Source organism: Selenomonas sp. FC4001 (genome assembly GCF_000701565.1).
Taxonomy (GTDB): domain Bacteria; phylum Bacillota; class Negativicutes; order Selenomonadales; family Selenomonadaceae; genus Selenomonas_A; species Selenomonas_A ruminantium_B.
Map to the genome: position 1 here is coordinate 101,647 of NZ_JNJF01000012.1, position 26,200 is coordinate 127,846.

General features: G+C 51.8%; 25 protein-coding genes. 12 read left to right on the forward strand and 13 right to left on the reverse strand.

All coding sequences use genetic code 11. From position 1 onward, the window contains the following. Positions 1 to 7: 7 nt before the first annotated feature. Complete coding sequence (mqnE, locus tag T320_RS06280; protein ID WP_037354047.1) at positions 8 to 1,105, reverse strand: aminofutalosine synthase MqnE; 1,098 nt, start codon at positions 1,103 to 1,105, stop codon at positions 8 to 10. Between the two features lie 211 nt (positions 1,106 to 1,316). Between mqnE and T320_RS06285 the strand changes: the two genes are divergently transcribed. Next, a complete protein-coding gene (locus T320_RS06285) occupies positions 1,317 to 1,562 on the forward strand; it encodes a hypothetical protein (protein ID WP_037354049.1) in 246 nt (81 codons plus the stop codon). Positions 1,563 to 1,685: 123 nt separating this feature from the next. Here the strand turns inward: T320_RS06285 and T320_RS06290 are convergent, their stop codons facing one another. The 9 genes from T320_RS06290 to sufC all read right to left on the reverse strand — a co-directional run bounded on the left by T320_RS06290 (position 1,686) and on the right by sufC (position 10,439). After that, entirely contained in the window at positions 1,686 to 3,362 is a 1,677-nt protein-coding gene (locus tag T320_RS06290; RefSeq protein ID WP_037354052.1) for a DUF3329 domain-containing protein, read from the reverse strand. 20 nt (positions 3,363 to 3,382) lie between these two features. Continuing rightward, a complete protein-coding gene (locus T320_RS06295; RefSeq protein ID WP_037354055.1) occupies positions 3,383 to 4,360 on the reverse strand; it encodes a glycosyltransferase family 2 protein in 978 nt (325 codons plus the stop codon). A 55-nt stretch (positions 4,361 to 4,415) separates the two neighbouring features. Next, complete coding sequence (locus tag T320_RS14580) at positions 4,416 to 5,111, reverse strand: Crp/Fnr family transcriptional regulator (protein ID WP_037354058.1); 696 nt, start codon at positions 5,109 to 5,111, stop codon at positions 4,416 to 4,418. 3 nt (positions 5,112 to 5,114) lie between these two features. Next, complete coding sequence (locus T320_RS14585; RefSeq protein ID WP_037354060.1) at positions 5,115 to 5,618, reverse strand: flavin reductase family protein; 504 nt, start codon at positions 5,616 to 5,618, stop codon at positions 5,115 to 5,117. 146 nt (positions 5,619 to 5,764) lie between these two features. Beyond that, positions 5,765 to 6,196 carry a Fe-S cluster assembly sulfur transfer protein SufU gene (gene sufU, locus T320_RS06310; RefSeq protein WP_026759706.1) on the reverse strand — a complete coding sequence of 144 codons (432 nt, stop codon included), beginning with the start codon at positions 6,194 to 6,196 and terminating at the stop codon, positions 5,765 to 5,767. After that, positions 6,186 to 7,421, reverse strand: coding sequence for a cysteine desulfurase (locus T320_RS06315; RefSeq protein WP_037354062.1), 1,236 nt, complete (start codon positions 7,419 to 7,421; stop codon positions 6,186 to 6,188). The genes sufU and T320_RS06315 overlap by 11 nt, the downstream gene beginning before the upstream one ends. Beyond that, the gene (locus T320_RS06320) at positions 7,414 to 8,250 is read right to left on the reverse strand and encodes a SufB/SufD family protein (RefSeq protein WP_037354063.1); all 837 of its coding nucleotides are present in this window, start codon (positions 8,248 to 8,250) and stop codon (positions 7,414 to 7,416) included. The genes T320_RS06315 and T320_RS06320 overlap by 8 nt, the downstream gene beginning before the upstream one ends. A gap of 21 nt (positions 8,251 to 8,271) precedes the next feature. Then, positions 8,272 to 9,681 carry a Fe-S cluster assembly protein SufB gene (sufB, locus tag T320_RS06325; RefSeq protein WP_037354066.1) on the reverse strand — a complete coding sequence of 470 codons (1,410 nt, stop codon included), beginning with the start codon at positions 9,679 to 9,681 and terminating at the stop codon, positions 8,272 to 8,274. 5 nt (positions 9,682 to 9,686) lie between these two features. Next, the gene (gene sufC / locus T320_RS06330) at positions 9,687 to 10,439 is read right to left on the reverse strand and encodes a Fe-S cluster assembly ATPase SufC (RefSeq protein ID WP_037354068.1); all 753 of its coding nucleotides are present in this window, start codon (positions 10,437 to 10,439) and stop codon (positions 9,687 to 9,689) included. 248 nt (positions 10,440 to 10,687) lie between these two features. Between sufC and T320_RS06335 the strand changes: the two genes are divergently transcribed. The 8 genes from T320_RS06335 (at position 10,688) to T320_RS06370 (ending at position 21,040) form a co-directional block, all read left to right on the forward strand. Continuing rightward, the gene (locus T320_RS06335; protein ID WP_037354072.1) at positions 10,688 to 13,345 is read left to right on the forward strand and encodes an EAL domain-containing protein; all 2,658 of its coding nucleotides are present in this window, start codon (positions 10,688 to 10,690) and stop codon (positions 13,343 to 13,345) included. A 207-nt stretch (positions 13,346 to 13,552) separates the two neighbouring features. Further along, positions 13,553 to 14,737: an iron-containing alcohol dehydrogenase gene (locus T320_RS06340; protein ID WP_037354075.1), complete on the forward strand. Its 1,185-nt coding sequence runs from the start codon at positions 13,553 to 13,555 to the stop codon at positions 14,735 to 14,737. 98 nt (positions 14,738 to 14,835) lie between these two features. After that, the gene (locus tag T320_RS06345; RefSeq protein ID WP_037354077.1) at positions 14,836 to 16,326 is read left to right on the forward strand and encodes a class I adenylate-forming enzyme family protein; all 1,491 of its coding nucleotides are present in this window, start codon (positions 14,836 to 14,838) and stop codon (positions 16,324 to 16,326) included. A 309-nt stretch (positions 16,327 to 16,635) separates the two neighbouring features. After that, positions 16,636 to 17,592: a bile acid:sodium symporter family protein gene (locus T320_RS06350; protein ID WP_037354079.1), complete on the forward strand. Its 957-nt coding sequence runs from the start codon at positions 16,636 to 16,638 to the stop codon at positions 17,590 to 17,592. Between the two features lie 12 nt (positions 17,593 to 17,604). Next, the gene (gene panC / locus T320_RS06355) at positions 17,605 to 18,453 is read left to right on the forward strand and encodes a pantoate--beta-alanine ligase (RefSeq protein ID WP_037354082.1); all 849 of its coding nucleotides are present in this window, start codon (positions 17,605 to 17,607) and stop codon (positions 18,451 to 18,453) included. Between the two features lie 18 nt (positions 18,454 to 18,471). Continuing rightward, positions 18,472 to 18,855 (forward strand): aspartate 1-decarboxylase, encoded by a 384-nt coding sequence (gene panD, locus T320_RS06360; protein WP_037354084.1) that lies wholly within the window; start codon positions 18,472 to 18,474, stop codon positions 18,853 to 18,855. A 341-nt stretch (positions 18,856 to 19,196) separates the two neighbouring features. Next, positions 19,197 to 20,216, forward strand: coding sequence for a LacI family DNA-binding transcriptional regulator (locus T320_RS06365; RefSeq protein ID WP_026759695.1), 1,020 nt, complete (start codon positions 19,197 to 19,199; stop codon positions 20,214 to 20,216). A gap of 59 nt (positions 20,217 to 20,275) precedes the next feature. After that, positions 20,276 to 21,040, forward strand: a complete 765-nt coding sequence (locus tag T320_RS06370; protein WP_037354086.1) for a TSUP family transporter — start codon at positions 20,276 to 20,278, stop codon at positions 21,038 to 21,040. 66 nt (positions 21,041 to 21,106) lie between these two features. On the opposite strand, the gene T320_RS06375 is transcribed toward T320_RS06370, so the two are convergent. Further along, positions 21,107 to 21,520, reverse strand: coding sequence for an EamA family transporter (locus T320_RS06375; protein WP_037354088.1), 414 nt, complete (start codon positions 21,518 to 21,520; stop codon positions 21,107 to 21,109). Between the two features lie 195 nt (positions 21,521 to 21,715). Between T320_RS06375 and T320_RS14590 the strand changes: the two genes are divergently transcribed. Next, positions 21,716 to 21,892, forward strand: a complete 177-nt coding sequence (locus tag T320_RS14590; RefSeq protein WP_155266689.1) for a hypothetical protein — start codon at positions 21,716 to 21,718, stop codon at positions 21,890 to 21,892. Positions 21,893 to 21,912: 20 nt separating this feature from the next. Here the strand turns inward: T320_RS14590 and T320_RS06380 are convergent, their stop codons facing one another. Both T320_RS06380 and T320_RS06385 read right to left on the reverse strand, forming a co-directional pair. Beyond that, positions 21,913 to 23,826, reverse strand: a complete 1,914-nt coding sequence (locus tag T320_RS06380) for a fructose-bisphosphatase class III (RefSeq protein WP_037354090.1) — start codon at positions 23,824 to 23,826, stop codon at positions 21,913 to 21,915. A gap of 38 nt (positions 23,827 to 23,864) precedes the next feature. Next, positions 23,865 to 24,305: a metal-dependent hydrolase gene (locus T320_RS06385; RefSeq protein WP_026759691.1), complete on the reverse strand. Its 441-nt coding sequence runs from the start codon at positions 24,303 to 24,305 to the stop codon at positions 23,865 to 23,867. 119 nt (positions 24,306 to 24,424) lie between these two features. Here T320_RS06385 and T320_RS06390 point away from each other — a divergent pair, with 119 nt between their 5' ends. Together T320_RS06390 and T320_RS06395 are read left to right on the forward strand one after the other, a co-directional pair. Next, entirely contained in the window at positions 24,425 to 25,522 is a 1,098-nt protein-coding gene (locus T320_RS06390) for a hypothetical protein (RefSeq protein ID WP_026759690.1), read from the forward strand. A gap of 177 nt (positions 25,523 to 25,699) precedes the next feature. Beyond that, the gene (locus T320_RS06395) at positions 25,700 to 26,185 is read left to right on the forward strand and encodes a PTS sugar transporter subunit IIA (RefSeq protein WP_026759689.1); all 486 of its coding nucleotides are present in this window, start codon (positions 25,700 to 25,702) and stop codon (positions 26,183 to 26,185) included. Positions 26,186 to 26,200 lie beyond the last annotated feature (15 nt).

The window sequence follows — 26,200 nt, forward strand, 5'->3', positions numbered from 1 at the left end:
CTCCTCCTTAATCAAACGTCCGCAGGATGTTGAAATTGCAGTCGCAGGCCGCCGGAATCCGTCCGGCCTCCCGAATAATGCAGATGATATTATCCTCCGAAAGCGCCGTGGGACTGGTGGCCCCGGCATCATGGAGAATCGTTTCCTTGTGCACCGTGCCATCGATATCGTTGGCCCCAAAGCCCAAGGCCACCTGTGCCACGGGCACCGTGAGCATGACCCAATAGGCCTTGATGTTCGTGAAATTATCGAGCATCAGGCGGGAAATCGCCATGGTACGCAAATCATCCCAGACGCTGGTCTGCTTGATGCTTTCCCCAAGCTCCGTATTCTTCGGCAGGAACGGGAAGCAGATAAAGGTCTGGAAGCCGCCGGTTTCGTCCTGCAAATCCCGCAGGCGCAGCAGATGGTCCACACGTTCCTCCAAGGTTTCAATATGACCATAGAGCATGCTGGCATTGGACTTAATGCCCAACTTGTGCGCTGTGCGAGCCACTTCAAGCCACTCATCCGCCGTGGCTTTATTCGGGCAAAGTTCATCCCGCACCCGGTCGGAGAGGATTTCTGCACCACCACCCGCAATAGCCTGCAGGCCGCCTTCGTCGCGCAGGCGAATCAGCACTTCTTTCACCGACAGTCCGGAGATTTCTGCAAAGTGGGTGATTTCCACGCCGGTAAACCCCTTCATATAAAGTTGCGGATAGGCTTCATGGATGGCTTTGACAATTCCCAGATAATGCTCGAAAGTCCAGGTAGGATGCAGCCCGCTGACCACATGGAGCCCGGCAAGGTTCGGGTCCTGCATAGCATCTGCCACCAGAGCCAAAGCCTGCTCCTTTGTCATTTCATAGGCGCCCTTTTCGTTGCAGTCCCGGCCAAAAGCGCAGAACTTGCAATGGGATGTACAGATATTGGTCAGATTTACGTGACAGTTTACGTTATAGTAGACGATATCCCCGCATTTCCGCTTCCGTACCATGTCCGCCATAGCCCCCAGCCAGGCCAGGTCGTGACAATGGAACAGGCGCAGGCCGTCCTCACGGGTGAGCCGCTCTCCCCGCTGAATTTTTTCCTCTATATCCTTATATTCTTCTGCCGCTAACATTTCCGTCCTCCAAAAATAAAACATACCTTCTAATTATAACACTAAAAACCATGCCTTGCAGGGCAAAAAATTACCCGAAAAAGTTGACAATGAAAAATTTTTAATGGAAATTTAATCCCCTTCTTCTTGTATTTTAATGTTCGCCTTCTATAATGACCAATGTAGTCAGGAGTTAACAAAACTTAGTTTGACAGCAAAGGAGAGATACAAGATGCTTAACACCAAGAATGTTAAAATGACTGCTATCGCCCTTGCCGGAGTTATGAGCCTGGGGATTGGCGGACTTACGGTAAGCGCTGCAGAAGCAAGTCCCTTTCATCATGGACACAACTACGAAGTGCAGGAACTTGCACACAGACACCACAACGAACACCCCAAGAAATATTCCGAGGGTGAGCGCAACACCGCCGCTATTTTGGGCGCAGTAGTTGGTGCCGTTATTGCCAAGAACACCTGATTGGCATCCCCTTAGCTAATTCTTCCCCACGAAGGATTACACATACATTCGATTCCTAAATTCTCTAATTCTCTACTAAAAAGGACATGCCCCCACAGCATGTCCTTTTTGGTATGTTTAATTTTAACGATGTTTTTCTTTATCGGTATTGACCTTGATGTCCTTAATGCCATAATACTTGCAAAGGCCATCCTTGGTCACGCCATTGTCAAAATCGACGAAGAACACATGGCGCAGGGCACGGTTCTTCATGGCAATAGGTTCCATATAGGCGATAGGTTCGCCCTTAGCCGCAGCTTCCTGCACAATGGCAATGCGGGCATCATTTTCCTGTTGCATGGTATAAGTCACCAGCATGGAAGCCGACAAGGTAAAGAGAGCCAATCCCCACGCACCTGCCATCAACACCTTATGCCCATGAGCAGCAAAGTAGCCGCGAATCAGCGGTTCCCGCAGAACAGCTACCGCCGCGATGATAATCATCGCCACGGAACTGAACGTGGCACGGGCCGGGAATGTCGGCGCCGCAATCATCACAAAGTTGTTGATAAGCGCCAGAGCCAGCATATAGCCTGCATAGCGCACAGCCGGAAATGCCTGCCATACTTCCCGCGCGCTGACCTTCTGCGCCAGCATCTTGATGACCGGCGAGGTCAGCCCCAGTTGTTTCTTGACCAATGCATAAACGAAGAAAATCGTCAGCCAGTAAATAGCCATCTCATCAAAACCTTTGAACAGGTTATCGAAATGGTCAATGGTCTTCGGCTTGGTCAATCCCAGAGGAACCATCACTACCGCATAGAGAATATCCCGCACCGTCCAAGCCACAAAGCTGCCATTAAAATAGGACACCACTAACAGAAGGATAACGCCCAACAAGGCCCACTGCCGCCAGCCGAACTGCAAAGGTGCACGGTCTATCGCCAAGCCCTTCTTTTCAGCAAGCTCCAGCTTGTAGATGCGCCAGGCACAAAGCAGCAGCAGAACCAATGGCAGGATATAGAGAAGCATTTCCCCATTGCCCGCAAACTGATTGCCGATATGGGCAAAAATCCCTTTGCCTGCGCCCTGGTCATCATAACGAACGAAATTGCCCGGTGCCCCCACAAGGCCGATAAGCCCCAGCAGGGAACCAAAAGCACCGGCAGGCATCCAGCCTGCCATTTTTCCCTGACGGCGCAGATACCAGCTGATACCAAAGGTCAGGCCTACAACGGTCACCGCCAGATTTTCCACCGACCAGCCGGCGATAATGCCCAACAGGAACATGGGAAGTATCGCCCAACTGCGCAAAGACGCCTGCCCTTTGGCCAGTGTAATATTGTACGGCAAAAGAAACAAGGCCACAGGCACGGCCGACCAGAGGTAAACCGTGGAACCGCTTTTCCAGACAGCCACCTCTCCAAAATGAGGGAAAGACAGCCAGGCAAACAGCCCCGTAACGGCTAAGATAAGCGGCTCCTGCCGCCATTCCACCGAACGGCGGGCATGAAAATAGAGCAGCACCACCAGTGCCGTAAACATCAGGGCATTGGCTATATCAAAGGCAAACTTCCCTAACCAAAGGAAGAAATTCAAACATAAGACCGTAAACATGCGCCCGCCATGCAAAAGATAATGGCGATAAGCCGAATATACCGTGTCCTGCGCCGAAGTTATATGCTCCGTGGTCATCCATATCAGTGAATAATCGTAATCATCACGATGCAATGGCATCAAATGGTTCAGCACCAGCATCAGCAGAAAAATCCCGGCAAGCACCAATAAATTCCTGCCTAAATGGTTTTGACTCTGCGACAAATCCTCACACTCCCCTGTCATCAATCACGTTCATGTGGCAGCCATTCAGCCCGGCTGCCATAAATCATCTTTTTCCCGTTGTGCTCATCGATTAAATAGACCGGTCTGCCCTTACTCTCCGTAAACACACGGCCCAGATACTCACCGATAATCCCCAAGGACAATAGCTGGACGCCGCCCAAAAAAAGGATAACCGTCATCATCGTAGGATACCCGGCTACGGGGTCACCATAACAAAGGGCATTAAAAAGCACCCAACACATAAAAATCATCGCGAGTCCCGATACGCCCAGCCCCAAAATTGTAGTCAAACGCAAAGGAGCTGTGGTAAAAGAGGTAATGCCCTCCACCGCCAGATTATACAACGCCCAATAGCTCCATGTCGTCGTGCCTGCAGCCCGTTTCCCCACATGAAAGGGAATCTCTTTTTTCCGATAGCCCACCCAGGTAAACATGCCCTTGGTGAAGCGCTGATTCTCCCGCATCAGCCGCAAAGCCGCCACACAACGCTTGTCGAGCAGGCGAAAATCGCCTACATCTCGCTGTACCCGGAAACGGGAAACCGCCTGCAGGGCACGGTAAAACAGATTCGCCATATTGCGCTTGAACCAGGTTTCATCATCCCGGTCCGTGCGCTTGGCGCAGACATCATCATAGCCCTTGTGCCACCAGTCAATCATCTCCGGAATCAGCTCCGGCGGATGCTGCAAGTCCGCATCCATGATGATGACCGCATCCCCTTCAGCATGGTCAAGGCCGGCCATCATGGCTGCCTCCTTGCCAAAGTTCCGGGACAAGCTCAGATAATTCACCGCTTCTTCACGGCTGGACAAGTCCTGCAACATGGTCAAAGTATTATCCCTGCTGCCATCATTGACAAATAAATATGTAAATTCACATCCCGGAACCTCATGCAAAACCTGGGACACTTCCGTATAGAACTTCTCTATTACTTCCTGTTCATTATAACAAGGAACAATTATTGTAATCTTATCCATTACGCCCTCCCCTCAGCAGCCCCCATTGTAACACTTTTGGCAGGGCTTGTCGAATTTATAAGTATTCCTCAAACCGCTCCATATCCAGCACTTTGACGCATTTCCCATCCACCGCGATAATTCCCTCTCTCTGCATGGCGGAGAGTTCCCGCGACAGGGAAGGTCTTGTCACCGCCAGATAGGCAGCCATAAATTCGCGGCTGCCAGTAAGTTCCAATTCCCGCTTGCCCTGCAATTCAATGAACAGGAAGCGGATGATTTTCTCCCGCAAGCTGCCGCTGGCCAGCACCTTTATCTTGTTGTGCATGAAGTATGCCTTACGGGCAAAGATGCGCATGAGGTTGCGCTGGATTTTCAGCGCACTGCGGCTGAGCTTGCCGCCTGCTTCCAAGGTGAATAAGTCACTGGATATTTCCAGCAGGCGTACAGGCGTGACGGTTTCCACATACATATCGTAGGGCTGCTTCAGCACCTCGTAGACTTCCCCAAACATATCCCCCGGCTCGTTGATTTCCGACAGGAAGATGCGCCGTCCGGAGAAAGTGTCCTTGAGTATATGCACCTCACCCGCCAACAGGATATAAAGGGATTTGGGCATATCGCCCTCGTGAAAGACAATCTGTCCCTTGGGATATTCCCGCAGATGCACCTGAGCAGAAGCCAACAGTTCCGCCACTTCTTCATCACTCATGCCCGCTGCCAAAGAAGATTTTTTCAGCACCGGAATCAGTTGTTCCCTGTCCCCGCTCATATCTTACTCCTGCACCAGAATCTTTTCGATTTCGACGATGTACATGGTATGATAGTCATTCTGATACCAGCGTTCATCTGCAGCCTTGTCGATAAAACATTCCTGCTTGAGTTCCTGTGCATAGAGCTTGCGGCAGAGCATGGTCACACGGGCCTCATCAAAGTAGGTACGTCCATTGTCATGTTTTACGGTCAGCCCGCTCTTGGCGATTTTATCCTCGTCCCGGCCAGATACCGTACCGAAGTAATTCATCATCTTGCGGCGGTCCTCACCGAATACGGACAGTGTCAGCCCTTCGGACTTATCCACAAATTCCTTCGTATAGCGGGACGGGCGGATGAAGATATAAGCCACCGGCTTGCCCCACATAATGCCCATGCCGCCCCAGGAAGCTGTCATGGCATTGCTTTTGCCCTCTGCTTCTCCTGCAATCAGCAGCCAGTCCTTGCCAATTACCTTAAATACGCTCTCATTAAAATCATCGGGTTTGATTTCTTTTATTGCCATTATAAACACCTTTCCTTTTTCACATTTATCCACAGGAAATTATACCATGGATGCAGAAAATCCACAAAACCTCGGAGTTATCCACAGAATTGCCGTGGATATCCCCAAGATTTTGTGGATAACTTGCATTTATTTTCCCTATATGCTTATTTCTGGTCTTTGAGCGCATCGTCAAGCGTATGCCATGCCAACACGGCACATTTTACCCGTGCGGGCATATGGGCCACGTTTTTGAGCGCCAGGGCTTCGTCGAGTTCTTCGAGTTCATCCTCATCCACCAGTTCGCCTTTAATCATGGAGATGAATTTATTGGCAAGGCGGCGGGCATCTTCAACACGCTTGCCGCGGATAAGCTCGGCCATGATATCGGTGCTGGCCTGGGAAATGGCGCAGCCCACGCCGGTAAAGGCAGCTTCTTTTACAACGCCGCCTTCCACCTGCAGTTCAATGGTGATTTCATCACCGCAGCTGGGGTTCTTGCCCTTCATCTGACAGGTGGCACAGGAAAGTTTATGCTTATGGTCGGGGTTGCGGCTATGTTCTCCTAAAACTTCCGTATACACATCATCAAGCGCCATAACCAAGTACACCTCTTACTTTCTTTAACGATTCAATCCAGCGGTCAATGTCTTCCCGCGTGTTATACAGGTAGAAGCTGGCCCGGCAGGTCGCATTCTGCCCGAGATAACGGTGCAGGGGCTGAGCGCAGTGATGGCCCGCCCGCACGGCTACGCCGTCATTGTCGAGAATGGAGGCCACATCATGCGGGTGCACATCCTTGACATTGAAGGCGATAATGCCCGTCTTGTTGTCCTGCGTCGTGTCACAGCCGTATAGCTCAATAAACGGCAGTTCCCTGAGCTTAGGCAGGGCATAGTTCAGTAAATCCGCCTCGATGGCCTCAATGCGGTCAAAGCCAATTTTTTCGAGATAATCAATCGCCGCGACCAGACCTGCCGCGCCGCCGACGTTCTGCGTACCAGCCTCAAATTTGGCGGGCACTTCAGCCCAGGTGGAGTCCTGTTCTTCCACATACTCAATCATATCGCCGCCGCGCAGGAAGGGTTCCATCGCATCGAGCAGCGCATATTTGCCATAGAGCACGCCAATACCCATCGGTGAGAGCATCTTATGGCCGGAGAAAGCGAAGAAATCGCAGTCCAAATCGGACACATCGACAGCCATATGGGCTACACTCTGCGAGCCGTCCACCACGCAGACAGCCCCGACACTATGGGCTTTTTTGACAATCGCCTTGACATCGTTTTTGAGCCCTAGCACATTGGACACCTGCGTTACGGCGACGATTTTCGTGCGTTCCGTAATCTTCGTTTCGATATCCTCTGCGGACAAGTTGCCGTCTTTTTCGAGATAGATGTATTTGAGCGTTGCGCCCTTGGCCTTGGCCACCATCTGCCAGGGCACGCAGTTGCTGTGATGTTCGGAAATCGAAATCACGATTTCATCCCCGGCGTTGACATTGTGCAGGCCATAGCTGTAAGCGACAAGATTCAGCGCTTCCGTAGCGTTTTTCGTAAAGATGATTTCCTGCGGGCGCTTGGCTTTGATAAATTCCGCCGTGCGTTTTCGCGCGCCCTCGTAAATGTCCGTAGCCTTAATGGACAGGGCATAGGCGCCGCGATGCGGGTTGGCATTGCAGCCGCCATAGTAGCCGCAGATAGCCTGAATCATCTGTTCCGGCTTTTGGGTGGTGGCGCCATTGTCAAGATACGCCACCTTGCGGCCATTGATTTTATGATTCAATAAGGGAAAATCCTTCAAAAATTCCTGTGCATCAGCCATTAGAAAGCCTCCTTTGCAGGTAAGCGTCAATTTCTGCCTTTAATTCATCGTTGTCAATGCGGTCAAGAACTGGCTGGAAGTTTGCTTCCACCACGAGTTTCTGCGCTTCAGCCAAATCGAGGCCACGGCTCATCAGGTAAAAGAGCTTCTCTTCGTCCATCTTGCCGATGCTTACCGCATGATGGCCGTCCACATCGTCTTCATGGGACAGCATGATGGGCACGCTGCGGTTCTGCACATGGTCGGACAGGACCATAACTTCCTCATCCTCACGCCCCACCGAGCCTTTGGAACCTTCGAGGAAATCCAACGTGCCGCGGAAGGTCTTTTCCGCACCGCCGAGCAGTGCCCCGCGCACCTGCATATTGCCGTCTGTACGCTTGCCCTGCTGACGGATGATGTAGTTGAGGTCAATCTTGCGCCCGCCGTCACCGAAGTACAGCCCCCAGACATCAGCGAAACTGTCGTCACCGGCCATGTCCACCGTAAGTTCTGCCGCCGTATGTTTGGCACCGGCTTCCACGGTCGTATAATTAAACTTTGCGCCCTTGCCCACATAGACCTTGATGCGGCTCGTGGCAGCTTCGTTCTCGTCCACCAGCTGAGCATAAATCAGATTCAGTTCCCCGCCGTCGGCGATATGAGCCTGTACTTCCAGCGCACCGCCCTCACGCCTGTCGAGCACGATGCTCTTGCTTTCGCCGGTTTCCACGAGGATTTTTTCCGTCTGGACATTTTCGCTAAGCCCTGCCGGAACGGGAACTTCATTGACCTTCAGCCACCGCCAGGTACGCATGGGAATGGCGGAAAAAATTTCTTCATTTAACATTGTCTTTTCCTCCTTAATCCCTTACCCCATAGTACCTTCAAGCTCGATGTTGACGAGATTGTTCATTTCGAGTGCATATTCGAGCGGCAGTTCCTTGGCAATCGGCTCGACAAAGCCACGCACAATCATGGCACGGGCTTCTTCTTCGTCAATGCCGCGGCTGGTCAGATAGAAGATGGCCTCATCGCTGATGCGGCCAATCTTGGCTTCATGCCCGATATCGGCCTCATCCCCTTCGATATCCATGACCGGCAGCGTATCACTGCGGCTCAAGTTATCGAGCATCAGGGATTCGCAGTTCACGGAGCACTTGGCGTAAGGCGCGTTCTTCGTCACCTTGACGGCACTGCGGTAGGTCGCCATGCCGCCCGCCTTGGAAATCGTACGGGTGTTGATGTTGGCCGAGGTATGCGGTGCCGCATGGATAACGCTGGCACCCGTATCGAGGTTCTGCCCCTTGGAGGCAAAGGTTACGCCCGTAAACTCACAGCGGGCATTTTCGCCATGCAGCACACTGCAAGGGTAGAGGCAGGAAATATGGGAACCAAAGGAACCGGACACCCATTCGATAATGCCGTCCTTTTCCACCAAGGCGCGCTTGGTGTTGAGGTTCATCATATTGCGCGACCAGTTTTCAATCGTGGAATACCGCAGGCGCGCGCCTTCCTTGACGAAAAGTTCCACGCAGCCGGCATGGAGGTTGGTCACATTATGTTTCGGTGCCGAGCAGCCTTCGATAAAGTGCAGACTGGCATTTTTCTCTACAATAATGAGTGTATGCTCAAACTGACCAGCACCGGCAGCATTCAAACGGAAATAACTCTGCAAGGGCATTTCCACATGGACACCTTCCGGCACATAGACGAAGGATCCACCGGACCAAACGGCGCCATGCAGGGCTGCAAATTTATGGTCCTTGGGCGGTACGAGAGTCATAAAGTATTCCTTGACGATATCCCCGTGCTCTACAAGCGCCGTTTCCATATCGGTATAGATAACGCCCTGCTTGACCATGTCTTCCTGAATGGAGTGGTAAACCACTTCCGAGTCATACTGCGCACCAACGCCGCCCAAAGAGGTCTTTTCCGCTTCGGGAATGCCGAGCCGGTCGAACGTATCCTTGATATCCTCCGGCACTTCTTCCCAGCTGCCGGTCATCTTGGCATCGGGCTGCACATAGGTCACGATATCGTCCATATTTAATTCTTCGAGGGACGGCCCCCAGGTGGGCAGTTCCAGCGAATTATAAACTTCCAGGGATTTTAAGCGGAACTCGGTCATCCATTCCGGGTCATTCTTGCGCTTGGAGATATCCCGCACGATTTCCGGCGTCAGGCCGCTATGAGATTTATAGACCGAATGGTCTTCGTTTTTGATATCGTAGAGGGTGCGCTCGATATCCTCTACATAGGTTTTCTTCTTCTCAGCCATAGCGCTCAACCTTCCTGTTCTTCACGGATATGGGCAAAGCCGCGGCTGTTGATGTCCTCAATGAGTTCCGGGCCGCCTTCTTCCACAATCTGGCCGTTCATCAGCACGTGTACCTTATCCACCTTAAGGTGTTCGAGAATGCGCGTGTTATGAGTGATAATCAGGCAGGAATTTTCCTCGTTATGGAACTTGGCCACACCTTCGGACACAATCTGCACGGCATCGACATCGAGGCCGGAATCCGTTTCATCGAGCAGCGCCAATTTCGGATTGAGCATCAGAAGCTGCAGGATTTCCGTACGCTTCTTCTCACCGCCGGAGAAACCAACATTCAAATAGCGCTGAGCATATTCCGGGTCCATCTTGAGTTCCTGCATGGTGGCCTTGAGTTCCTTGCGGAAGGGCAGGAGTTTTACCTTTTCCCCCGTGATGGCCTGCTTGGCCGTACGGAGCATATTCTCTACGGTGATACCAGGGATTTCCTCCGGGGTCTGGAAGGACAGGAACAGGCCTTTGCGGCTGCGCTCGAAGGTCTTCATCTCCGTCATATCCTCGCCCTCAAATGTCATGGAACCGCTGGTTACCGTATACTTGGGATGGCCCATGATGATGTTCATCAGCGTAGACTTGCCGGAACCATTCGGCCCTAAGATAACATGCACTTCCCCCTTGCCCACGGACAGGGAAAGGCCCTTCAGGATTTCCTTATCCTCTACACCGGCATGGAGATCCTTGATTTCCAAAAGCTGCTCTGCCATTACTAAACTCTCCTTCTAAAACAACAGTGGGAACACTGTAAAAACTTCGTTTATTTAATCCTTAGTAAAATTGTCAGGATTGATTCTTATTTTAGGATGTCGCAAAAGAAAAGTCAATAGATTTCACCAGTTCTCATAAATATTGCATATAATTGAGAGTTATTATCGCAAGAAGGAATTTACCAGCCAATCACGAATAGAAACTGTATGAATAGTCTCGCATAATTCACCAGGGAGGTGGATTTCCCATGCGTTTTCTGATACGGATATTATTACTGCTGATGCTGTGGCTGGCATATTTCCCCGCCAGCGGCTTTAGCGCGGAATTTTTGCGCCCGGCTCTGCGGATAGGCTTCACGGATACCGAAGGCTGCATCTGGCAGGACAAGCGGCTGCTCTATCAAGGCACGGCCTACGAATTCATCGAGGCACTGTCCACCTATCTGAACCGACGCACTGCCTATACCAGCGGTACAATGGAAGAAAATCTCCTGCGGCTGAAATCAGGCAGCATTGATATGATTATCCTGCCCGATGGCCCAATGACCAACCGAAGCACTGAACCCATCCCCGTAAATTTGCCCGCTGGCACTATTTCTGTGCCTTTGGGAGAATCCCTAGGCTGGCTGTTACTGGATGAAAACCGGGCTGAAATGGCGCCTCAGATTTCTGCTGCCGTGAAGACCATCGCCGAGGTCAACCCCTTCTTCCGCCACGACCTGCTGGAAAAATACCATTCCACAGGCCTCAAACTGAATCTCACCCCCGAAGAACAGGCCTATCTCACCACGCATCCCGTTATCCGCACCATGATTTCCCCCCGGCAGGCCCCCTATGCCTATTGGGAAAACGGCAAACCACGCGGGGTTATTGCGGATGTCATCAAGCGGGTGGAATCCGACCTGAATATCAAGCTGGAAGTCATCCCCGAAGAAAGCCAGCAAACCATGATGGAACACCTCACCAACGGGGATATCGACATGGTGATGGATTTTTACACCGACTACAACTGGGCCAAAGCCCATAACGCTGATTTGACCTTCCCTTATCTGACGCTTAATTATGTCTCCGTCATGCGCAAGGACAGACCACTGCCGGCAGCACCGGTGGTGGCCTGCGCCCGAACCCATTTCTACACGCACCAGTTCATCGAAAGGATGTTCCCAACAGAACAACTGCGCTACTACGTTGACGTAGCCGACTGCATGGCCGCGGTGAACCGAGGCGAAGCCGACATAACCTTCGTCAAATCCATCACCGCCCAAAGCGATATTTTCCGGGGAAATTACTACAACCTCTACACCAACGGCAATGTGATGTTCTCCCATCAGGTTTCCATGGCGATACGGGATACGGCAGACCCTATTCTTATCCGCATTCTCAACAAGGAAGTCACCCATATCAATCCGCGGGACATTACCAGCATCATCAACCGTGAAGTTTATCAGGTGCAGGCCCAGGACACCCTGCAATCCATTATCTACCGCAATCCCTTCCTGACGCTGGGATTTGCGGTAGGGATTCTGCTTCTAATCATCATCGGCCTGCTCATCTTCCTGCGCTTGCGGCACAATTACACCCAGGAACTCTGGCAGCAGGCCAATCTGGTAAATTCTGTAGGCATGTACAATATCCACTGGTTCACCAATGAACTGCCCCATGCCATTGCCCATTACGACGAAGCCAGGAAAAAAGGCGAGCTTTTTGTCCTGATAATCTCAGCCCAGCGTATGGCCTTCCTCAAGGAAGTTTACGGTTCCAAGCTCTTTGCTGAATCCATCAAAGCCAGCATGCAAACCGTAACCCGCAAGCTGCCCTGGATTCTGCGCTATGGCCTGTCCGCGGAAATCACCCATGTCTATATGCTCTGCCGAAAACCTACCGGCCTGACGCTGCGGCAAGCGGCAGAACAAGTGGAGAAGAATGCCCGCACTGTCGTAATTAACGGCATTCCCACCAGTTTCACTTACTATATCGGTCTCTGCCCGGTGCCTCGCCAAGAAGATATTGATGCCAGTCTGCTGATGGACAACGCCATGATGGCCCGCAACGAAATCATGGGAACGAACCAGACCATTGGTATCTTCAATTCCGTCATGCATGACGAACTCCTCCATCACCAGCAGATAGAACTCTATATGGAAAAAGGCCTGGCCGAAGGCGAATTCCAGATTCACCTGCAGGCGAAGTATGACCTCGCCACCCGCGAAATCTGTGGTGCCGAAGCCCTGATACGCTGGCAGAGTCCGGAACTGGGCTTTTTGATGCCCAACCACTTCATCAATCTCTTTGAGCGCAACGGCTTTGTGCTCAAGCTGGATTACTTTGTGCTCGAAGAAGTCTGCAAGATACTTTCCGAGCGGCTCAAGAACAAACTGCCCGTGGTGCCTATCTCGGTCAATCAGTCAGGCCTTCATATCTCCGAACGGGGCTACCTGTCCAGCATGCAGACTATTGCCGACCGCTATAAATTGCCCCGCAAGCTTGTGGAACTGGAGCTTACGGAAACCTCCTTCATTGACTTTACCACCAAGAAAGAAAATGAAAGCGCCCTGCAGATTACCCGGCGTCTCAAGAGCATGGGTTTTTCCCTGTCCATGGATGACTTCTGCACGGGCTACTCCTCCATTGCCATGCTGCGGAACCTGCCCATGGATATCATGAAGATTGACCGCAGTATGCTGCTCTCCGCTGAAAACAGCGAGCGCAGCCTGACCATATTGAAGCAGGTCATCCAGATGGGCCGCAGCCTCAACATGCGGGTATTGGTGGAAGGCATCGAAACCGACGCACAGGAACGCCTGCTGAAAGCTACCGGCTGCCATGTAGGCCAGGGATACCTGTTCGCGCACCCCGTTCCTATGGAACAATTCTTTGCCCAACTGGATAAAAACGCAAAAAAATAAAATAAGTTATTGATTTTCATTCTCATTTGTGCTATATTATATTCAGGCTTTCGTTAAAGCTCTCCTAAAATATAATACACAGCAAAGAACCGGACGTACTGCTCATGCGTCCGGTTCTTTGTGTCTATTTGGAATCCTTGCAGGATTTTTCCCGTTTATCACTAATATACAATATGATAGCGAACAATTCTTTACGGAGGTATTCTTATGCAATCCTTTAACTTCAAAGTTCCCACCGAAATCGTCTTTGGCCGTGGCGCCGAAAATAAGGCTGCCGAAAAACTCACCGCCTATAATGCCCATCGGGTATTCATCGTCTATGGCGGTGGCAGCGTGGTCAAAAGCGGCCTGCTGGGCAGAATTGAAAAATCCCTGCAGGAGGCGGGCCTGTTTACCCAGTCCAAGGGCGGTGTTCAGCCCAATCCCCGGCTGAGCTGGGTGCGGGAAGCCGTCAAGGAAGCCATTGCCTTCAAAGCTGATTTCATTCTGGCAGTCGGCGGCGGCAGTGTTATTGACTCCGCCAAAGCCACCGCCCATGGTACCGCTAATCCGGAAATCGACGTCTGGAGTTTCTGGAACGGCAGCGTAAAACTGGAAAAGAGCCTGCCTGTAGGTGCAGTGCTGACCCTGTCCGCCGCTGGCAGCGAAACCAGTGACTCGGCAGTTATCACCAACGAGGAATCGGGCAAAAAGGCCGGACTCAACACACCGTTCAACCGTCCTGCGCTGGCCTTTATGAATCCGGAACTCACTTATACCATTCCGAAAAAACAGCTTATCTGCGGCACTTCCGATATTCTCATGCATACATTAGAACGCTACTTCACGAGCGTCAAGGAAGAAAACACCCTGACCGACCGGATTGCCGAAGCCCTGATGATTACGGTCATCGAAGCCACCCGCCGGGCCATCAAGGACCAGACCGACTACGATGCCATGAGCGAAATCATGTATGCAGGCACCATCTCCCATTGTGGACTTACGGAACTGGGCCGCTGCAAGGACTTTGCCTGCCATAAGCTGGGCCATGAACTGTCCGGCCGCTTTGACGTAACTCATGGAGCCAGCCTGACCGCCGTCTGGGGGGCCTGGGCCAATTACGTCTACCGGGATGACATTCCCCGCTTTGCCAAATTCGCCGAAAGAGTCTGGGGCATAACCGAAGGTACGGAAGAAGAACGGGCCAAAGCAGGCATTGATAAGACCGTAGCGTACTTCAAAGAAATCGATATGCCCACCAATTTCACCGAGTTGGGCATCGACGTGCAAAGTGAGGATGTGCTGGAAGCTTTGGCCGATTCCTGCACCGCTGGCGGCACTAAAGTGGTGGCAAACTTCCACCCCATCGACAAGCAGACAGCTGTCGAAATTTACCGCTTAGCCAATAAATAAGCGTCAAATAAAACCCTTTACTTTTTTTATGACCTGGTATAAAATTTATCTTGTATGAGCTAGTCAACATAGTTTATAGAAAAGAAAGAGGGAATATCATGTTTGTACATGAACTCATTTTGCAAGGCAAACCTGACGCCATGGCCATCGTAGACCATAAGCGCCGCTTCACTTATAAAGAATTACAGACCGCAGTGACCAACTTCCGCAACCGGCTCTATGCCGTCGGTGTCCGCGAAGGGGACCGCGTGGGTATCTTCTCCCGCAACAGCGCGGATTTTGTCTTTGCCTATATGGCAACGGCTTCTCTGGGTGCTATTTCCGTGCCCATCAACTTCCAGCTCAGCAACCGCGAAATTGCCTACATCATCAAGGATTCCGGCATCCGCACCATGCTGACCTACCAGCCGTTGAACCTCGTGGATGCGCTGGCAGCTCTGCGCTGTGACCTCAAGGTTACCCAGTACGACATCAAGACCATGAGCAAGGCCGACCCCAAAATCGGTGAAGCTCCGGCTCTGCGGGCTGACTTTGACGAGCATAAGCCCTGTGCCACCATCTACACCTCCGGCACCACGGGCAACCCCAAGGGAGCTGTGCTGTCCCATCGTAACCTCGTAGCCAACTGCGAACAGATGCGGGACAACGGCATGGGCTGTAAGGCCGAGCACAACGTACTCTGCGTACTGCCCATGTACCATGCGTTCGGCTGGACCTGCTCCGTGCTCTATTCTTTCTTCAGCGGTGCCGAAGTGGTCATTCTCGACTCCTTCACCCCGAAGGAAACCATTGGCGTTATCCGCGAGGAAAAAGTCACCGACCTATACATTGTGCCGTCCATCTGCAGCCTGCTCACGAAACTGGCCACCACCGAGGACATGGCTTCTCTGCGCCTTGTGGTCAGCGGCGGCACGACGCTGCCCCTGCAGATTCAGCAGGATTTCATCAAGAAATTCGGCGTGGATATCTGCGAAGGTTACGGCCTGTCCGAAACCAGCCCGGTTGTCACCATGAACCCGCCGGAGAAACCGATTGTCGGCTCCTGCGGCAAGATTGTGCCGGGTATTCAGTGGAAGCTGATTGACGCCGAAGGCAAGGAAGTTCCGCAGGGCGAAGCCGGCGAACTCATCGTCAAGGGCGAAAACATCATGCTCGGTTACTGGAACCTGCCGGATGTGACCCAGGACGCCATGCGCGGCGGCTGGTTCCACACCGGCGACGTGGCCCGCTGTGACGAAGAAGGCTATATCTACATCGTGGACCGTATCAAGGACATGATTATCAGCATGGGCGAAAACATCTACCCCCGCGAAGTCGAAGAACTCGTTTACCAGTTCCCCGGCATCTTTGAAGCTGCCGTTATCGGCATCGAGGACAAACTGCGCGGCCAGGCCGGTGCCTGCTTCTACAGCACCCATGACGGTCAGGACATCAACGTGCGGGAACTCAAGAAATTCCTGCAGGCCAACCTCGCGCTCTACAAGATTCCGCGCGAATTCCACCTCATGGAAAAACTGCCCCGCACCTCCACAGGCAAAATCGCCAAACGCATGATTCTCGATGAATTCAAAAAGAGTAAGCAGAAATAAAAGAAGCAAGTAAACCGCCCCTTTACCAATCAACGCATTAGTGCTAAAATATGACTCATGGCAAAAGATGACATCATTGCTGTGAGTCATACTTTTATGAACAGAATTAATCTTAGCATATAAAAGAAACTGCCCGGATTGTCAGAAACCGGGACGGCTTTAGGGGTATATGCTCTATTAAGGTTATTTTCCGTACAATCAGTAAACACCAAGGCTGTGAAAGCATCTTTGCCGTTCTCTTGGGAACGCGTTGCTTTACAGCCTTTTTCTTTTGCCTAAAAAAATTCAACTTTATGAGGAGGTTTTTTTGTGCAAAAAATCATCAAAAAAATTGTGGACAATCTGGCACTGCTCGTGGTGGCCATTGGTATTCTGGGCACATGGCGGCCGGAAACACTGACCTGGGTAGGGCCTTATGTTTCGTGGATGCTGGGAGTTGTCATGTTCGGCATGGGCATGACGCTGAAAGTCGAGGACTTTAAGCGCGTCCTTCAGCATCCCAAAGAAGTCGCTATCGGCGTAGGTGCTCAGTTTATCATTATGCCGCTGGTGGCACTGGCCTTGGTCAAGGTCTTTGCCCTGCCGCCGGAACTGGCCATCGGCGTTATCCTCGTGGGCACCTGCCCCGGTGGTACGGCCTCCAATGTTATCGCTTATCTGGCCAAAGGCGATGTGGCACTTTCCGTATCCATGACCATGACCACGACGCTTTTGGCGCCCATCGTAACGCCGGCGCTGACCTATTTCCTCGCCGGCGCCTGGATTGATATTTCCTTCACGGCCATGATGATTTCCATTGCCCAGATGGTACTGGCTCCGGTAATCCTCGGCCTGTTGGTACACCACTTTATGGCTGACACGACGAAAAAAATCATGCCCGCCATGCCTTTGGTTTCGGTAGTCTGCATTGTTCTGCTGGTCGGCTGTGTGGTGGCGCTCTCCGCCAGCAAGCTGGCAACAGTCGGTCTTACCATGGCTGCTATCGTCATCCTGCACAACGCCTTTGGCCTAGCCCTTGGCTTTACCGCCGCCAAACTTTTGCATATGGATGCCCGCAAGGCGCGTACCGTAGCCATTGAAGTTGGCATGCAGAACTCCGGCATGGCCGCAAGCCTTGCCGTCATGTACTTTAATCCCGCCGCCGCTCTGCCCGGTGCCATCTTCAGCGTCTGGCACAATGTTTCCGGCTCCCTTGTGGCCAACTTCTGCGTGCGCCAGGACAACCGCGAGGCCCATGAAGAACCTGCCCCCGCTTACAACAATTAAGGAGAATCCGCTATGAAAATTTTAACAACCATCCAAGACATAAAAAAATACGCCGCTGACTGCAAAGCTCAGGGCAAAACCATCGGCCTTGTTCCCACCATGGGCGCCCTGCATGAAGGCCATCTGACGCTTATGCGCGCGGCTCGTGAAAAATGCGATATCGTCATCGCTTCGGTCTTTGTCAATCCCACGCAGTTTGGGCCCAACGAGGACTATGATGCCTACCCGCGTCAGTTTACTGCTGACTGCGAGAAACTCGAAAGCGTAAATGTAGACGCCGTCTTTCATCCGGAACCCTCCGAAATGTATCCGGAAGGCTACTGCACCTATGTTAACGTGGATGGCGATATCACCCACAAACTCTGCGGCGCCCAGCGCCCCGGCCATTTCCGCGGCGTCGCTACGGTTGTCACCAAACTTATCAACCTCGCCCGCGCAGACGAAGCCTTCTTCGGCCAGAAAGATGCCCAGCAGGTAACGGTTATCCGCCGCTTCGTGGAGGACCTCAACATCAACGTGCACATCAACATGGTGCCCATTGCCCGCGAAGAGTCCGGCCTTGCCCGCAGCTCCCGCAACACCTATCTGTCCGCTGAGGAAAAAGAAGCTGCCCTCGTCCTCTCCCGCAGCCTGAAAGAAGCAAAAACCGCCTTTGCTCAGGGCGAAACCAAAGTAGCGGCGCTGGAAAATATCGTCAAAGACGAAATCAACAAGGAGCCCATGGCTTCCATTGACTATGTCAAGGCCTACGCTTACCCTTCGCTCAAACCGCTGACCGAAGTAAATGAGGACACCCTGCTGGCCATCGCCGTAAAAATCGGCCAAACCCGCCTGATTGATAACATAATTCTCTCCGCTTGACGAAAGGACCCATTAACCATGCTCTTAAATATGCTCAAAGGAAAAATTCACTGCGCCACCGTTACCGAAGCCAACCTGGCCTACATGGGCAGCATCACCATTGATGAAGAACTCATGGAAAAAGCCGGCATCCTGCCCAACGAACGCGTGCAGGTCGTAGACAACAATAACGGCGCCAGACTCGAAACCTACACCATCCCCGGCCCCCGCGGCTCCGGCGTCATCTGCCTAAACGGTGCCGCCGCCCGCCTCGCCCAGCCGGGCGATATCGTCATCATCATGGCCTACGCCCTGTTCACCGAAGAAGAAGGCCGGGCACATAAGCCAAAGGTTGTCATGGTTGATGCGCAGAACAAGGTGAAAGAAGTCCGCACCGTAGAGTATCACGGCCAAACCGCTTAAATAAGAAACGAATAAAAAAGGATAACCAACTAGTGCCGAAAGGCTGTCACAGCGAAGCGTATGACAGTTGGCGTAAAGAAAATAATTTTTATCTACCACTAAAATCAGCTGGAAAAGCTAACTGTTTGAGCAACGCGAGTTTTAGCTTTTCCAGCTGTATAAAAGGTAAAAATTATTTTTAGCCATCTGTCTTAGCGCAGCTGTGACAGCCTTTCGGCACGTAATACGGAAATTCGCTTTATATAAGCATTATTTTTTGCCCGAGCACGGCAGGAATTTGCCCTTCCCTTCCGAATATACTATACTGTAGGATAACAGAAATGACAAAGGAAGGTAAGGCAATGGTTACGATAAAGCAAATCGCTGAACTGTGCGGCGTCTCAAGAGGCACAGTAGACCGCGTGCTCAACAAACGCGGCAACGTGAAGCCGGAAAAAGAAAAACTCATTGTGGAAATGGCCAAGAAGCTCAACTACCGCCCCAATCCCGCGGGCAAGGCTCTGGCCGCCCGCAAAAAACACCCCGTGGTCGGCGTGCTAATTGCCTCTGAAGGCGTTCACTTCTTTGACGATATGCTCACCACCATGCACCATGCCGCTGAACGCTTTTCCTCCTACGGCATGGAGGTCATCTGGCGCAGCATGAAGGGCTTTGATGCCGCCGAACAGTGCCGCATTATCGACGAGCTCAAGGACAAAATCAGCGGCCTTATCATTAACCCAGTCAATGACCAGCAGGTGATTGATAAGATAAATGAATGTGTAGACAACGGTATGTTTGTGGTAACCATCAACAATGATGTGGAATCCAGCCGCCGCCATTGCTATGTGGGCAGCGACTATTTGCAGGGCGGCCGCACCGCCGGGGCTCTGCTCAAAATGATTTGTCCCACCACGCTGAAGGCCGGTGTGCTCTTAGGCTCGCTCAACATGCTGGGCCACAATCAGCGTCTGGAGGGCTTTCAGGAAGTCATGCACAACCATCCCGATTTCACCCTGCTGGGCGTAGCAGAAACCGCCGATGATGACCTGCAAGCCTACGAAGCCGCCCGCAGCCTGATTGCCGACAATCCGGAAATCAACGCCATCTTCGTGGTATCCTCCGGCGGCTACGGCGCAGCCCGTGCCATTCAGGCGGTGGGTCGCGAAGACATCACCATCGTGGCCTTCGATACCATTCCCAGCACCATCGACATGATGAAAAAGGGACTAATCAAAGCCGCCCTCTACCAGCACCCGCATCAGCAGGGCCGCCGGGCCATGCAGCTGATGTTCGACTATCTGGTAAACGGCAGCCTGCCGGAAAAAAATGCCTACATCATGCGCAACGAAATCCGCATTTTGGAAAATGTGGCCGACTAAAAAGCCTATTGTCAAATCCTCCTCATTCATAGTATGCTTACCTGAGGAGGATTGATTTTATGGAATTTTTAGACCTTGGTACAACAGGTTTTCTGATATTTTTCGGCTTTATGGCCGCTTTTATTGACTCGGTAGTTGGCGGCGGCGGGCTGATTTCCGTGCCCGCCCTGCTTTGGACAGGACTGCCGCCGGTGATGGCTCTGGGCACCAACAAATGCGCCGCGGTCATGGGCTCTATGACCAGTTTCATCACCTTCGTACGCTCGGGGAAAGTGGATGTCTGGCTCATGAAGCGCCTCTTTCCCCTTTCCTTTATCGGCTCGGCTTTAGGCGTGTTCGCCGTCCAGCTGCTGCCTTCGGCCATCCTGCGCCCATTGATTGTCGTAATGCTTATCGCCGTGCTCCTCTACAGCATTTTCAAAAAAGACTGGGGCAAGGAGAATAAATACATCGGCCTGTCCACGAAAATGCTGCTGATGGCCGGCTTTGTCGCCTTTTCTCTGGGCTTCTACGACGGCTTCTTCGGCCCCGGTGCCGGTTCCTTTATGCTCTTTGGCCTGCTGATGGTGGGCTTTGATTTCTTAGGCGCCGCCGCCAACGCCCGCACACTAAACTTTGCCAGCAACCTCTCCGCCGTGTTTTTCTTCGGCTATCTGGGCTTTATCGATTTTTCCCATGCCATTCCCATGGGCCTTGCCATGATTGCCGGAGCCTACTGCGGAGCCAGCATGGCCCTCAAGAAGGGCGTCGGCTATGTAAGGCCGCTGTTCATCATTATGACCACCGTGCTGATTGGCAAACTCGTCTACGACTTGTTTTTCTGATGGAATAACTGCATAAATAACGAAAAGGCACCCTTGAGCCATTGGCCCGGGGTGCCTTTTCGTTATTCACTTAATCATCATCCATGTGCCCGCCGTAATCAATACTGCTCCGATAGCAGATTTCATGGTGAATTCTTCATGCAGGAACAGGATGGCCAGAATCAGCGTCAGCACGACACTCAATTTATCCACGGCCACCACGGCAGATGTTTCCCCTAGCTGCAGGGCTTTGAAATAGCAGAGCCAGGAAGCTCCTGTGGCAAAGCCCGACAGCACCAGAAAAATCCAGCACTTGCGGCTGATATCTGCAATGCCGCTTTGGGCATTGGTCAGAAATACCATGCCCCAAGCCAATGCCAATACCACCACGGTACGAATGGCCGTAGCCAGATGGGAATTCACGCCTTCAATGCCGACCTTGGCGAGTATTGCCGTCAACGCAGCAAACACAGCCGATAACAACGCCAACAATAACCACATAGCGGTTCCTCCTTCTGCAAGCTGTCATTTTATCTACCATTTATTTTAGCATAGCCAAAATTCCTTAGATAGAGACATGGTTCCCTTGACCAGCCGCAAAAAAATTTCTAACACTTTCGCCCTCTCAGGGATATAAAGAACAGAAAAATTTCAGCTGCCGATTAAGATAGACATCACAGGGAAGGAATGAGTATCATGGCCATCGAAAATGCAAAAAAACTTCTGGAATTGCTGCAGGAATACGAGGATGTCCCCACCATCGTCGGTGATGTTTGGGATAATCATGAAGATGATAATAGCGATGCCGCTAAAATCCTGGCCATTGCCGATGAACTAGACCTCTCATTTGCCGCAGGGGATTACCTGATGTAATGCACAAAACGAAAATGCAATTATTCCTGCGGCTTAATCAACCCATTTTGATAAGCCAGCAGTAAATTATAGAGGTCGGTAATCTCATCCTGAATCAGCCTTCCCTCATCCGTATCCCCCAAGGTGGTCCTGCAGGTCTGCAGTTCCACGGTTTCCGATACAGATTCGATATCCTGATTCTCGCGCAAAGCCTCCCGGACATCGGCAATTTTCTGATGCTGCAGCAGCCGCAGGCCGCGGGAATTGGAAATCAGGGTATAACCGGAAATCCCGGTCTTGCTATGATAGGCCTTACAGAAACCTCCGTCAATGATAATGGCTTTGCCGCCAGCTTTGACAGGGGTTTCACCTTTTTTGACCTTGACGGGCACATGACCGTTGATGATATGCCCCTTGGCCGGGTCAAGTCCGAATTCCTTTAAGACCATGGCGCAGGTCTTTTCATCATTGATGTATTTGAAATAAGGGTCAGAGGGTTCCTTCCAGGTACTCTCGTCGGCGATAAAGGCCCGCTCGAAGGTCTTGAATTCCCGCCCCGACACGGGCGACAGGCGCCCGCACCAGAGGAAGTACATGAAGTCCACGGCATCCTGCTTATGATGCAGATAGGCCTCCCGGGCAATGCGGTCGCAATAGTCGAACCAGGCCCGCCCCTTTAGTTCCTGTCCGCCATAAGACACGGAACGCATGGTGCCATCATCATTGAGCAGCACACAGCCATGGAAGAGCAGATTGCCATTATAGCGGGTGTAGAGACTGCCCTTCTGATAGAGATACTCCACATGGCGCTGCAGCACGGCGCTTTCCTCGAAGTAGGATTTCAGGTCAGCAATAATAGCCGCTTCCTTCTCCGTCAACTCATACGGGTCAGCGGCATTCTCATCAATGGTGGGGAAGTAAGCGCTTTCCAATTCGTAGCGCTTGCCGTCCCCGAGCACCGCATGAGAGGAACGGAAGTCAATCTTATCGAGCAGCAGGCGGCTATCCATTTGATATTCCGGATGACGGCGGATAAGCTGGCCTTCCAGCTTGAACATCATCATGGTGATGGCCTTTTCGGCGGCCTTGATGGGATTGGCATCGGGATAGCTGCGAGAAGCAAAGGTGGTCAAGGGCCGCAGGCTAATGCCGTAGCCCCGCTCCAACACATCCGTATTGTTGTAGCGCAGGGAGTTGCGCACCACTGCCGCAATGCAGGTTTCATTGCCCAGCGCCGCCCCCATCCAGAGCACATCATGGTTGCCCCACTGAATATCCACCGACGGATGTTTCATCAAAAGATTCAAAATGGCATCGGGACGGTTCCCGCGGTCGAAGAAATCCCCGACAATATGCAGCCTGTCCACGGCCAGCCGCTTAATCAGCACGGTAAAGGCCTCGATAAAATCCGCACCGCTGTCAATCTGCACGATGGTATTTAGGAGACGCTTATGGTAGACAAACTGGGCATTATCCGCCTCGGGCCGGGTGTTCATAAGCTCCACAATCACAGACTCATACCGCTTGGGAATAAAGCCGTAGACCTTGGACGCCGGATACTTATAGCTCATGAGCTTGGATAGTTCCAACAGCTGGGAAAGATTTTTCCGATACCATTCCGGCGTATTCTTATGGTCGTTCTTTATCTGCTCGATTTTTTCCTTGGGATAATAGATGAGGGTGCAGAACTCCGCCTTCTCCTCCTCGCTGAGCCGCTCACCGAAGACATAGTCCACCTTCTCCCGGATAACCCCGGAACAGTTGTTGAGGATATGGAAAAAAGAGGCATACTCCCCATGCAAGTCACTCATAAAATGCTCGATGCCTTTGGGAAGCGACAGCCTCGACTGCAGGTAAATCAGCTGTTCATACACCGCTTCTTTGGTGGGATATTTTTCCGCCAGCAGCCGCATGATTTTATTGGGTCTGCCCTTAACCGCTGCACCACGTACCATGATAATCACCCCGCGCTATTATTTTTATTGATTTACTATCATTTTATCATAAATTGTGCGTGAATGATATAGGTGACAATAACCGCAGCCATGGAAAAAAGATACTCCGTTACCGAACCTACCGTGAAGAGTTTGATGCCCACCTTCTGCCAGGGAAAAAGAAAGGGCACCTTGCCGCAGAGCGCATCTTCGGCGATATGCAGAAGTGCTCCGACAGCGATAAACGTCACGCCCTTCTCGACATCTGCCCCCTGGGGCAAAAAGCCCAGCTGCATGATAGCTAAGATGGCAATATAGATGACCGGCCAGTGGGACCAGCCCCTGTGCCGGGCGCGCCAGCTCCAATAATTGGCCCCCGGACGCCCCTCCACCTTGTCGGGAAAAATAGCCCCCGCCATGGAAAACGCCGTGGACAATAAATCTCCCGTAGCTCCGTATACGATTACCCCGGTTACGATTTCGTGATTAACCCATTTCATTGCTTCGTCTTTTACTCCTTAAATTGCTTAATTACCTTCTTATCTTAACATATCGGCTATTGTTCGTGCTATTTTCTTATAGTATAATGAGGTTACTTAAAGAAACGGAGATTATGTGAATGGACGATTATACTTGGCAACAGCGGCTGCGGGCACGACGCGCCCAGGAACGGCGGCAGCTGTCTTTGGTCTTTTTGCTGCTGGCAGCTATAGCCGGCGCAATGGTCTGGTATTTCTTTTTCTACATCCGCACCCCTGAATATGCCTTGGAACAGATTCAGACAGCTATCACGGAACAGGATGGCGAGAAATTCCAGCGTTATGTGAATTCGGAACTGTTAGCCTCCCGGGCCTATGACGATTTGACCGTAGATTTATTCGCCTACGACTCGGAACTGACTCCGAAATCGCGCTCCATGTTTGAAAAATTCTACATCATCATTAAGCCCCAGCTGGCCACGGGACTCGAAAATGCTGCCCTCACCCGCGTGAGCAGCGGCAGCTGGAATCTGCCGGATGGCACGGATATCCTGAAAGGCCGCCAGCTCGGTATCGACTTTGAGCGCTTTATCGAACGCAGCCAGATACGCAATACCACTTTTGTCAAGATTGGCAAGGTGGAGCATATGGGCCGCAGTGCCACCGCAGAAGTCGAAATCAAGGAGGACTATACCCAGACCCCCTTTACCCTGATACTGTCTATGGAGCAAGCGGAAGACGGCCACTGGCAGGTATCCTACATCAAGAACTATAAGGCTTATCTCGACAAGATTTCGCCACTGCAGAACAAGGATATTGCGGACTACATCGCCGCGACCAAGAGCATTGTCACCGAAAGCAATGAGCATTTTGAAGTGTTCCAAAATCACTTCAAACGCCTGAACAGCAGCAAAAACGGCCACCTCTCCAAACAGCAGAAATACAATATCGCCGCGCTGATTGAGGACGATATCATTCCAGGCCTGCAGGAACGGCAAGCCCAGCTGGATGCGGTGGAAGTCCCCGCCGGTGCTCAGTATCTGGCCCGTCAGCGTCAGCAGGCTACAGAAACCAGCATCAAGGCCTGGCAGCATTACATCAAGGGCCTGCGGGAAGACAGTCCTGCTGAATTTGCCACGGCCGAAACCCTGCACAAGCAGGAACTGGCCATAGATTTGCGCGTTCAGGACATCATCCGTCATACAGCCATCAGCAAGAACATCCCCAATCTGCCTTGACGGATTTTCCTTGAGTCCACACGCCCTTACACGAAATCTAAGCAATTCTGCGTCCTTTTAGGACTTGACTTGCCAAGATTTCGTAGTAAAATGTAAATATAAAAGATTTATTAGAAAATTCGCAAATACAATCAATTGTCTTTTGATTTAGACTAAGAAGAAAGGTGGATCGATACTATGACTGCAGTTAAAACACCGTGCCAGCGTCTTTTAGCCCCCTTCTCCGGTAAAACTTTGGAACTTGCCTCTGTTCCCGACCCGGTATTTGCGGAAAAACTCACCGGTGACGGTCTGGCAATTGAACTGGCCAGCGACACCGTGCTGGCTCCCTGTGACGGCGTGATTTCCCTGTTCTTTGACACCAAACACGCCTTTGCCATCACCACGGATGAGGGTATTCAGATTCTCGTCCATGTGGGTCTCGACAGCATCATTCTGAATGGGGAAGGACTCACTGCCCTAAAACAGTCCGGTGACCGGGTAACCGCCGGCACCCCTATCATCAAAGTTGATTTGGATGTTTTGGAAAAGCACTCCATCAACATGATTTCTCCTGTCCTTGTGGTCAATTACGACAAAGTATCGGATTTGAAGCCCTGCTGTCCCGGCTGCGAAGTATCTGCCGGCAGCGATGAGGTTCTGCAATACGCCATCGCCGTATAAGAAAAGCCGCCTTTC

Bases quoted from the DNA above. Each gene is read 5' to 3' on its own strand.
- T320_RS14580 (WP_037354058.1), bottom strand. From the start codon at position 5,111: ATGAGCGGGGACAGGGAACAACTGATTCCGGTGCTGAAAAAATCTTCT.
- T320_RS14590 (WP_155266689.1), top strand. From the start codon at position 21,716: ATGGCCATCGAAAATGCAAAAAAACTTCTGGAATTGCTGCAGGAATAC.
- panD (WP_037354084.1), top strand. From the start codon at position 18,472: ATGCTCTTAAATATGCTCAAAGGAAAAATTCACTGCGCCACCGTTACC.
- mqnE (WP_037354047.1), bottom strand. From the start codon at position 1,105: ATGTTAGCGGCAGAAGAATATAAGGATATAGAGGAAAAAATTCAGCGG.
- T320_RS06315 (WP_037354062.1), bottom strand. From the start codon at position 7,421: ATGGCTGATGCACAGGAATTTTTGAAGGATTTTCCCTTATTGAATCAT.
- T320_RS06345 (WP_037354077.1), top strand. From the start codon at position 14,836: ATGTTTGTACATGAACTCATTTTGCAAGGCAAACCTGACGCCATGGCC.
- T320_RS06385 (WP_026759691.1), bottom strand. From the start codon at position 24,305: ATGAAATGGGTTAATCACGAAATCGTAACCGGGGTAATCGTATACGGA.
- T320_RS06380 (WP_037354090.1), bottom strand. From the start codon at position 23,826: ATGGTACGTGGTGCAGCGGTTAAGGGCAGACCCAATAAAATCATGCGG.
- T320_RS06395 (WP_026759689.1), top strand. From the start codon at position 25,700: ATGACTGCAGTTAAAACACCGTGCCAGCGTCTTTTAGCCCCCTTCTCC.
- T320_RS06390 (WP_026759690.1), top strand. From the start codon at position 24,425: ATGGACGATTATACTTGGCAACAGCGGCTGCGGGCACGACGCGCCCAG.
- T320_RS06320 (WP_037354063.1), bottom strand. From the start codon at position 8,250: ATGTTAAATGAAGAAATTTTTTCCGCCATTCCCATGCGTACCTGGCGG.
- T320_RS06340 (WP_037354075.1), top strand. From the start codon at position 13,553: ATGCAATCCTTTAACTTCAAAGTTCCCACCGAAATCGTCTTTGGCCGT.
- T320_RS06295 (WP_037354055.1), bottom strand. From the start codon at position 4,360: ATGGATAAGATTACAATAATTGTTCCTTGTTATAATGAACAGGAAGTA.
- T320_RS14585 (WP_037354060.1), bottom strand. From the start codon at position 5,618: ATGGCAATAAAAGAAATCAAACCCGATGATTTTAATGAGAGCGTATTT.
- sufU (WP_026759706.1), bottom strand. From the start codon at position 6,196: ATGGCGCTTGATGATGTGTATACGGAAGTTTTAGGAGAACATAGCCGC.
- T320_RS06285 (WP_037354049.1), top strand. From the start codon at position 1,317: ATGCTTAACACCAAGAATGTTAAAATGACTGCTATCGCCCTTGCCGGA.
- sufB (WP_037354066.1), bottom strand. From the start codon at position 9,681: ATGGCTGAGAAGAAGAAAACCTATGTAGAGGATATCGAGCGCACCCTC.
- panC (WP_037354082.1), top strand. From the start codon at position 17,605: ATGAAAATTTTAACAACCATCCAAGACATAAAAAAATACGCCGCTGAC.
- T320_RS06365 (WP_026759695.1), top strand. From the start codon at position 19,197: ATGGTTACGATAAAGCAAATCGCTGAACTGTGCGGCGTCTCAAGAGGC.
- sufC (WP_037354068.1), bottom strand. From the start codon at position 10,439: ATGGCAGAGCAGCTTTTGGAAATCAAGGATCTCCATGCCGGTGTAGAG.
- T320_RS06375 (WP_037354088.1), bottom strand. From the start codon at position 21,520: ATGTGGTTATTGTTGGCGTTGTTATCGGCTGTGTTTGCTGCGTTGACG.
- T320_RS06370 (WP_037354086.1), top strand. From the start codon at position 20,276: ATGGAATTTTTAGACCTTGGTACAACAGGTTTTCTGATATTTTTCGGC.
- T320_RS06335 (WP_037354072.1), top strand. From the start codon at position 10,688: ATGCGTTTTCTGATACGGATATTATTACTGCTGATGCTGTGGCTGGCA.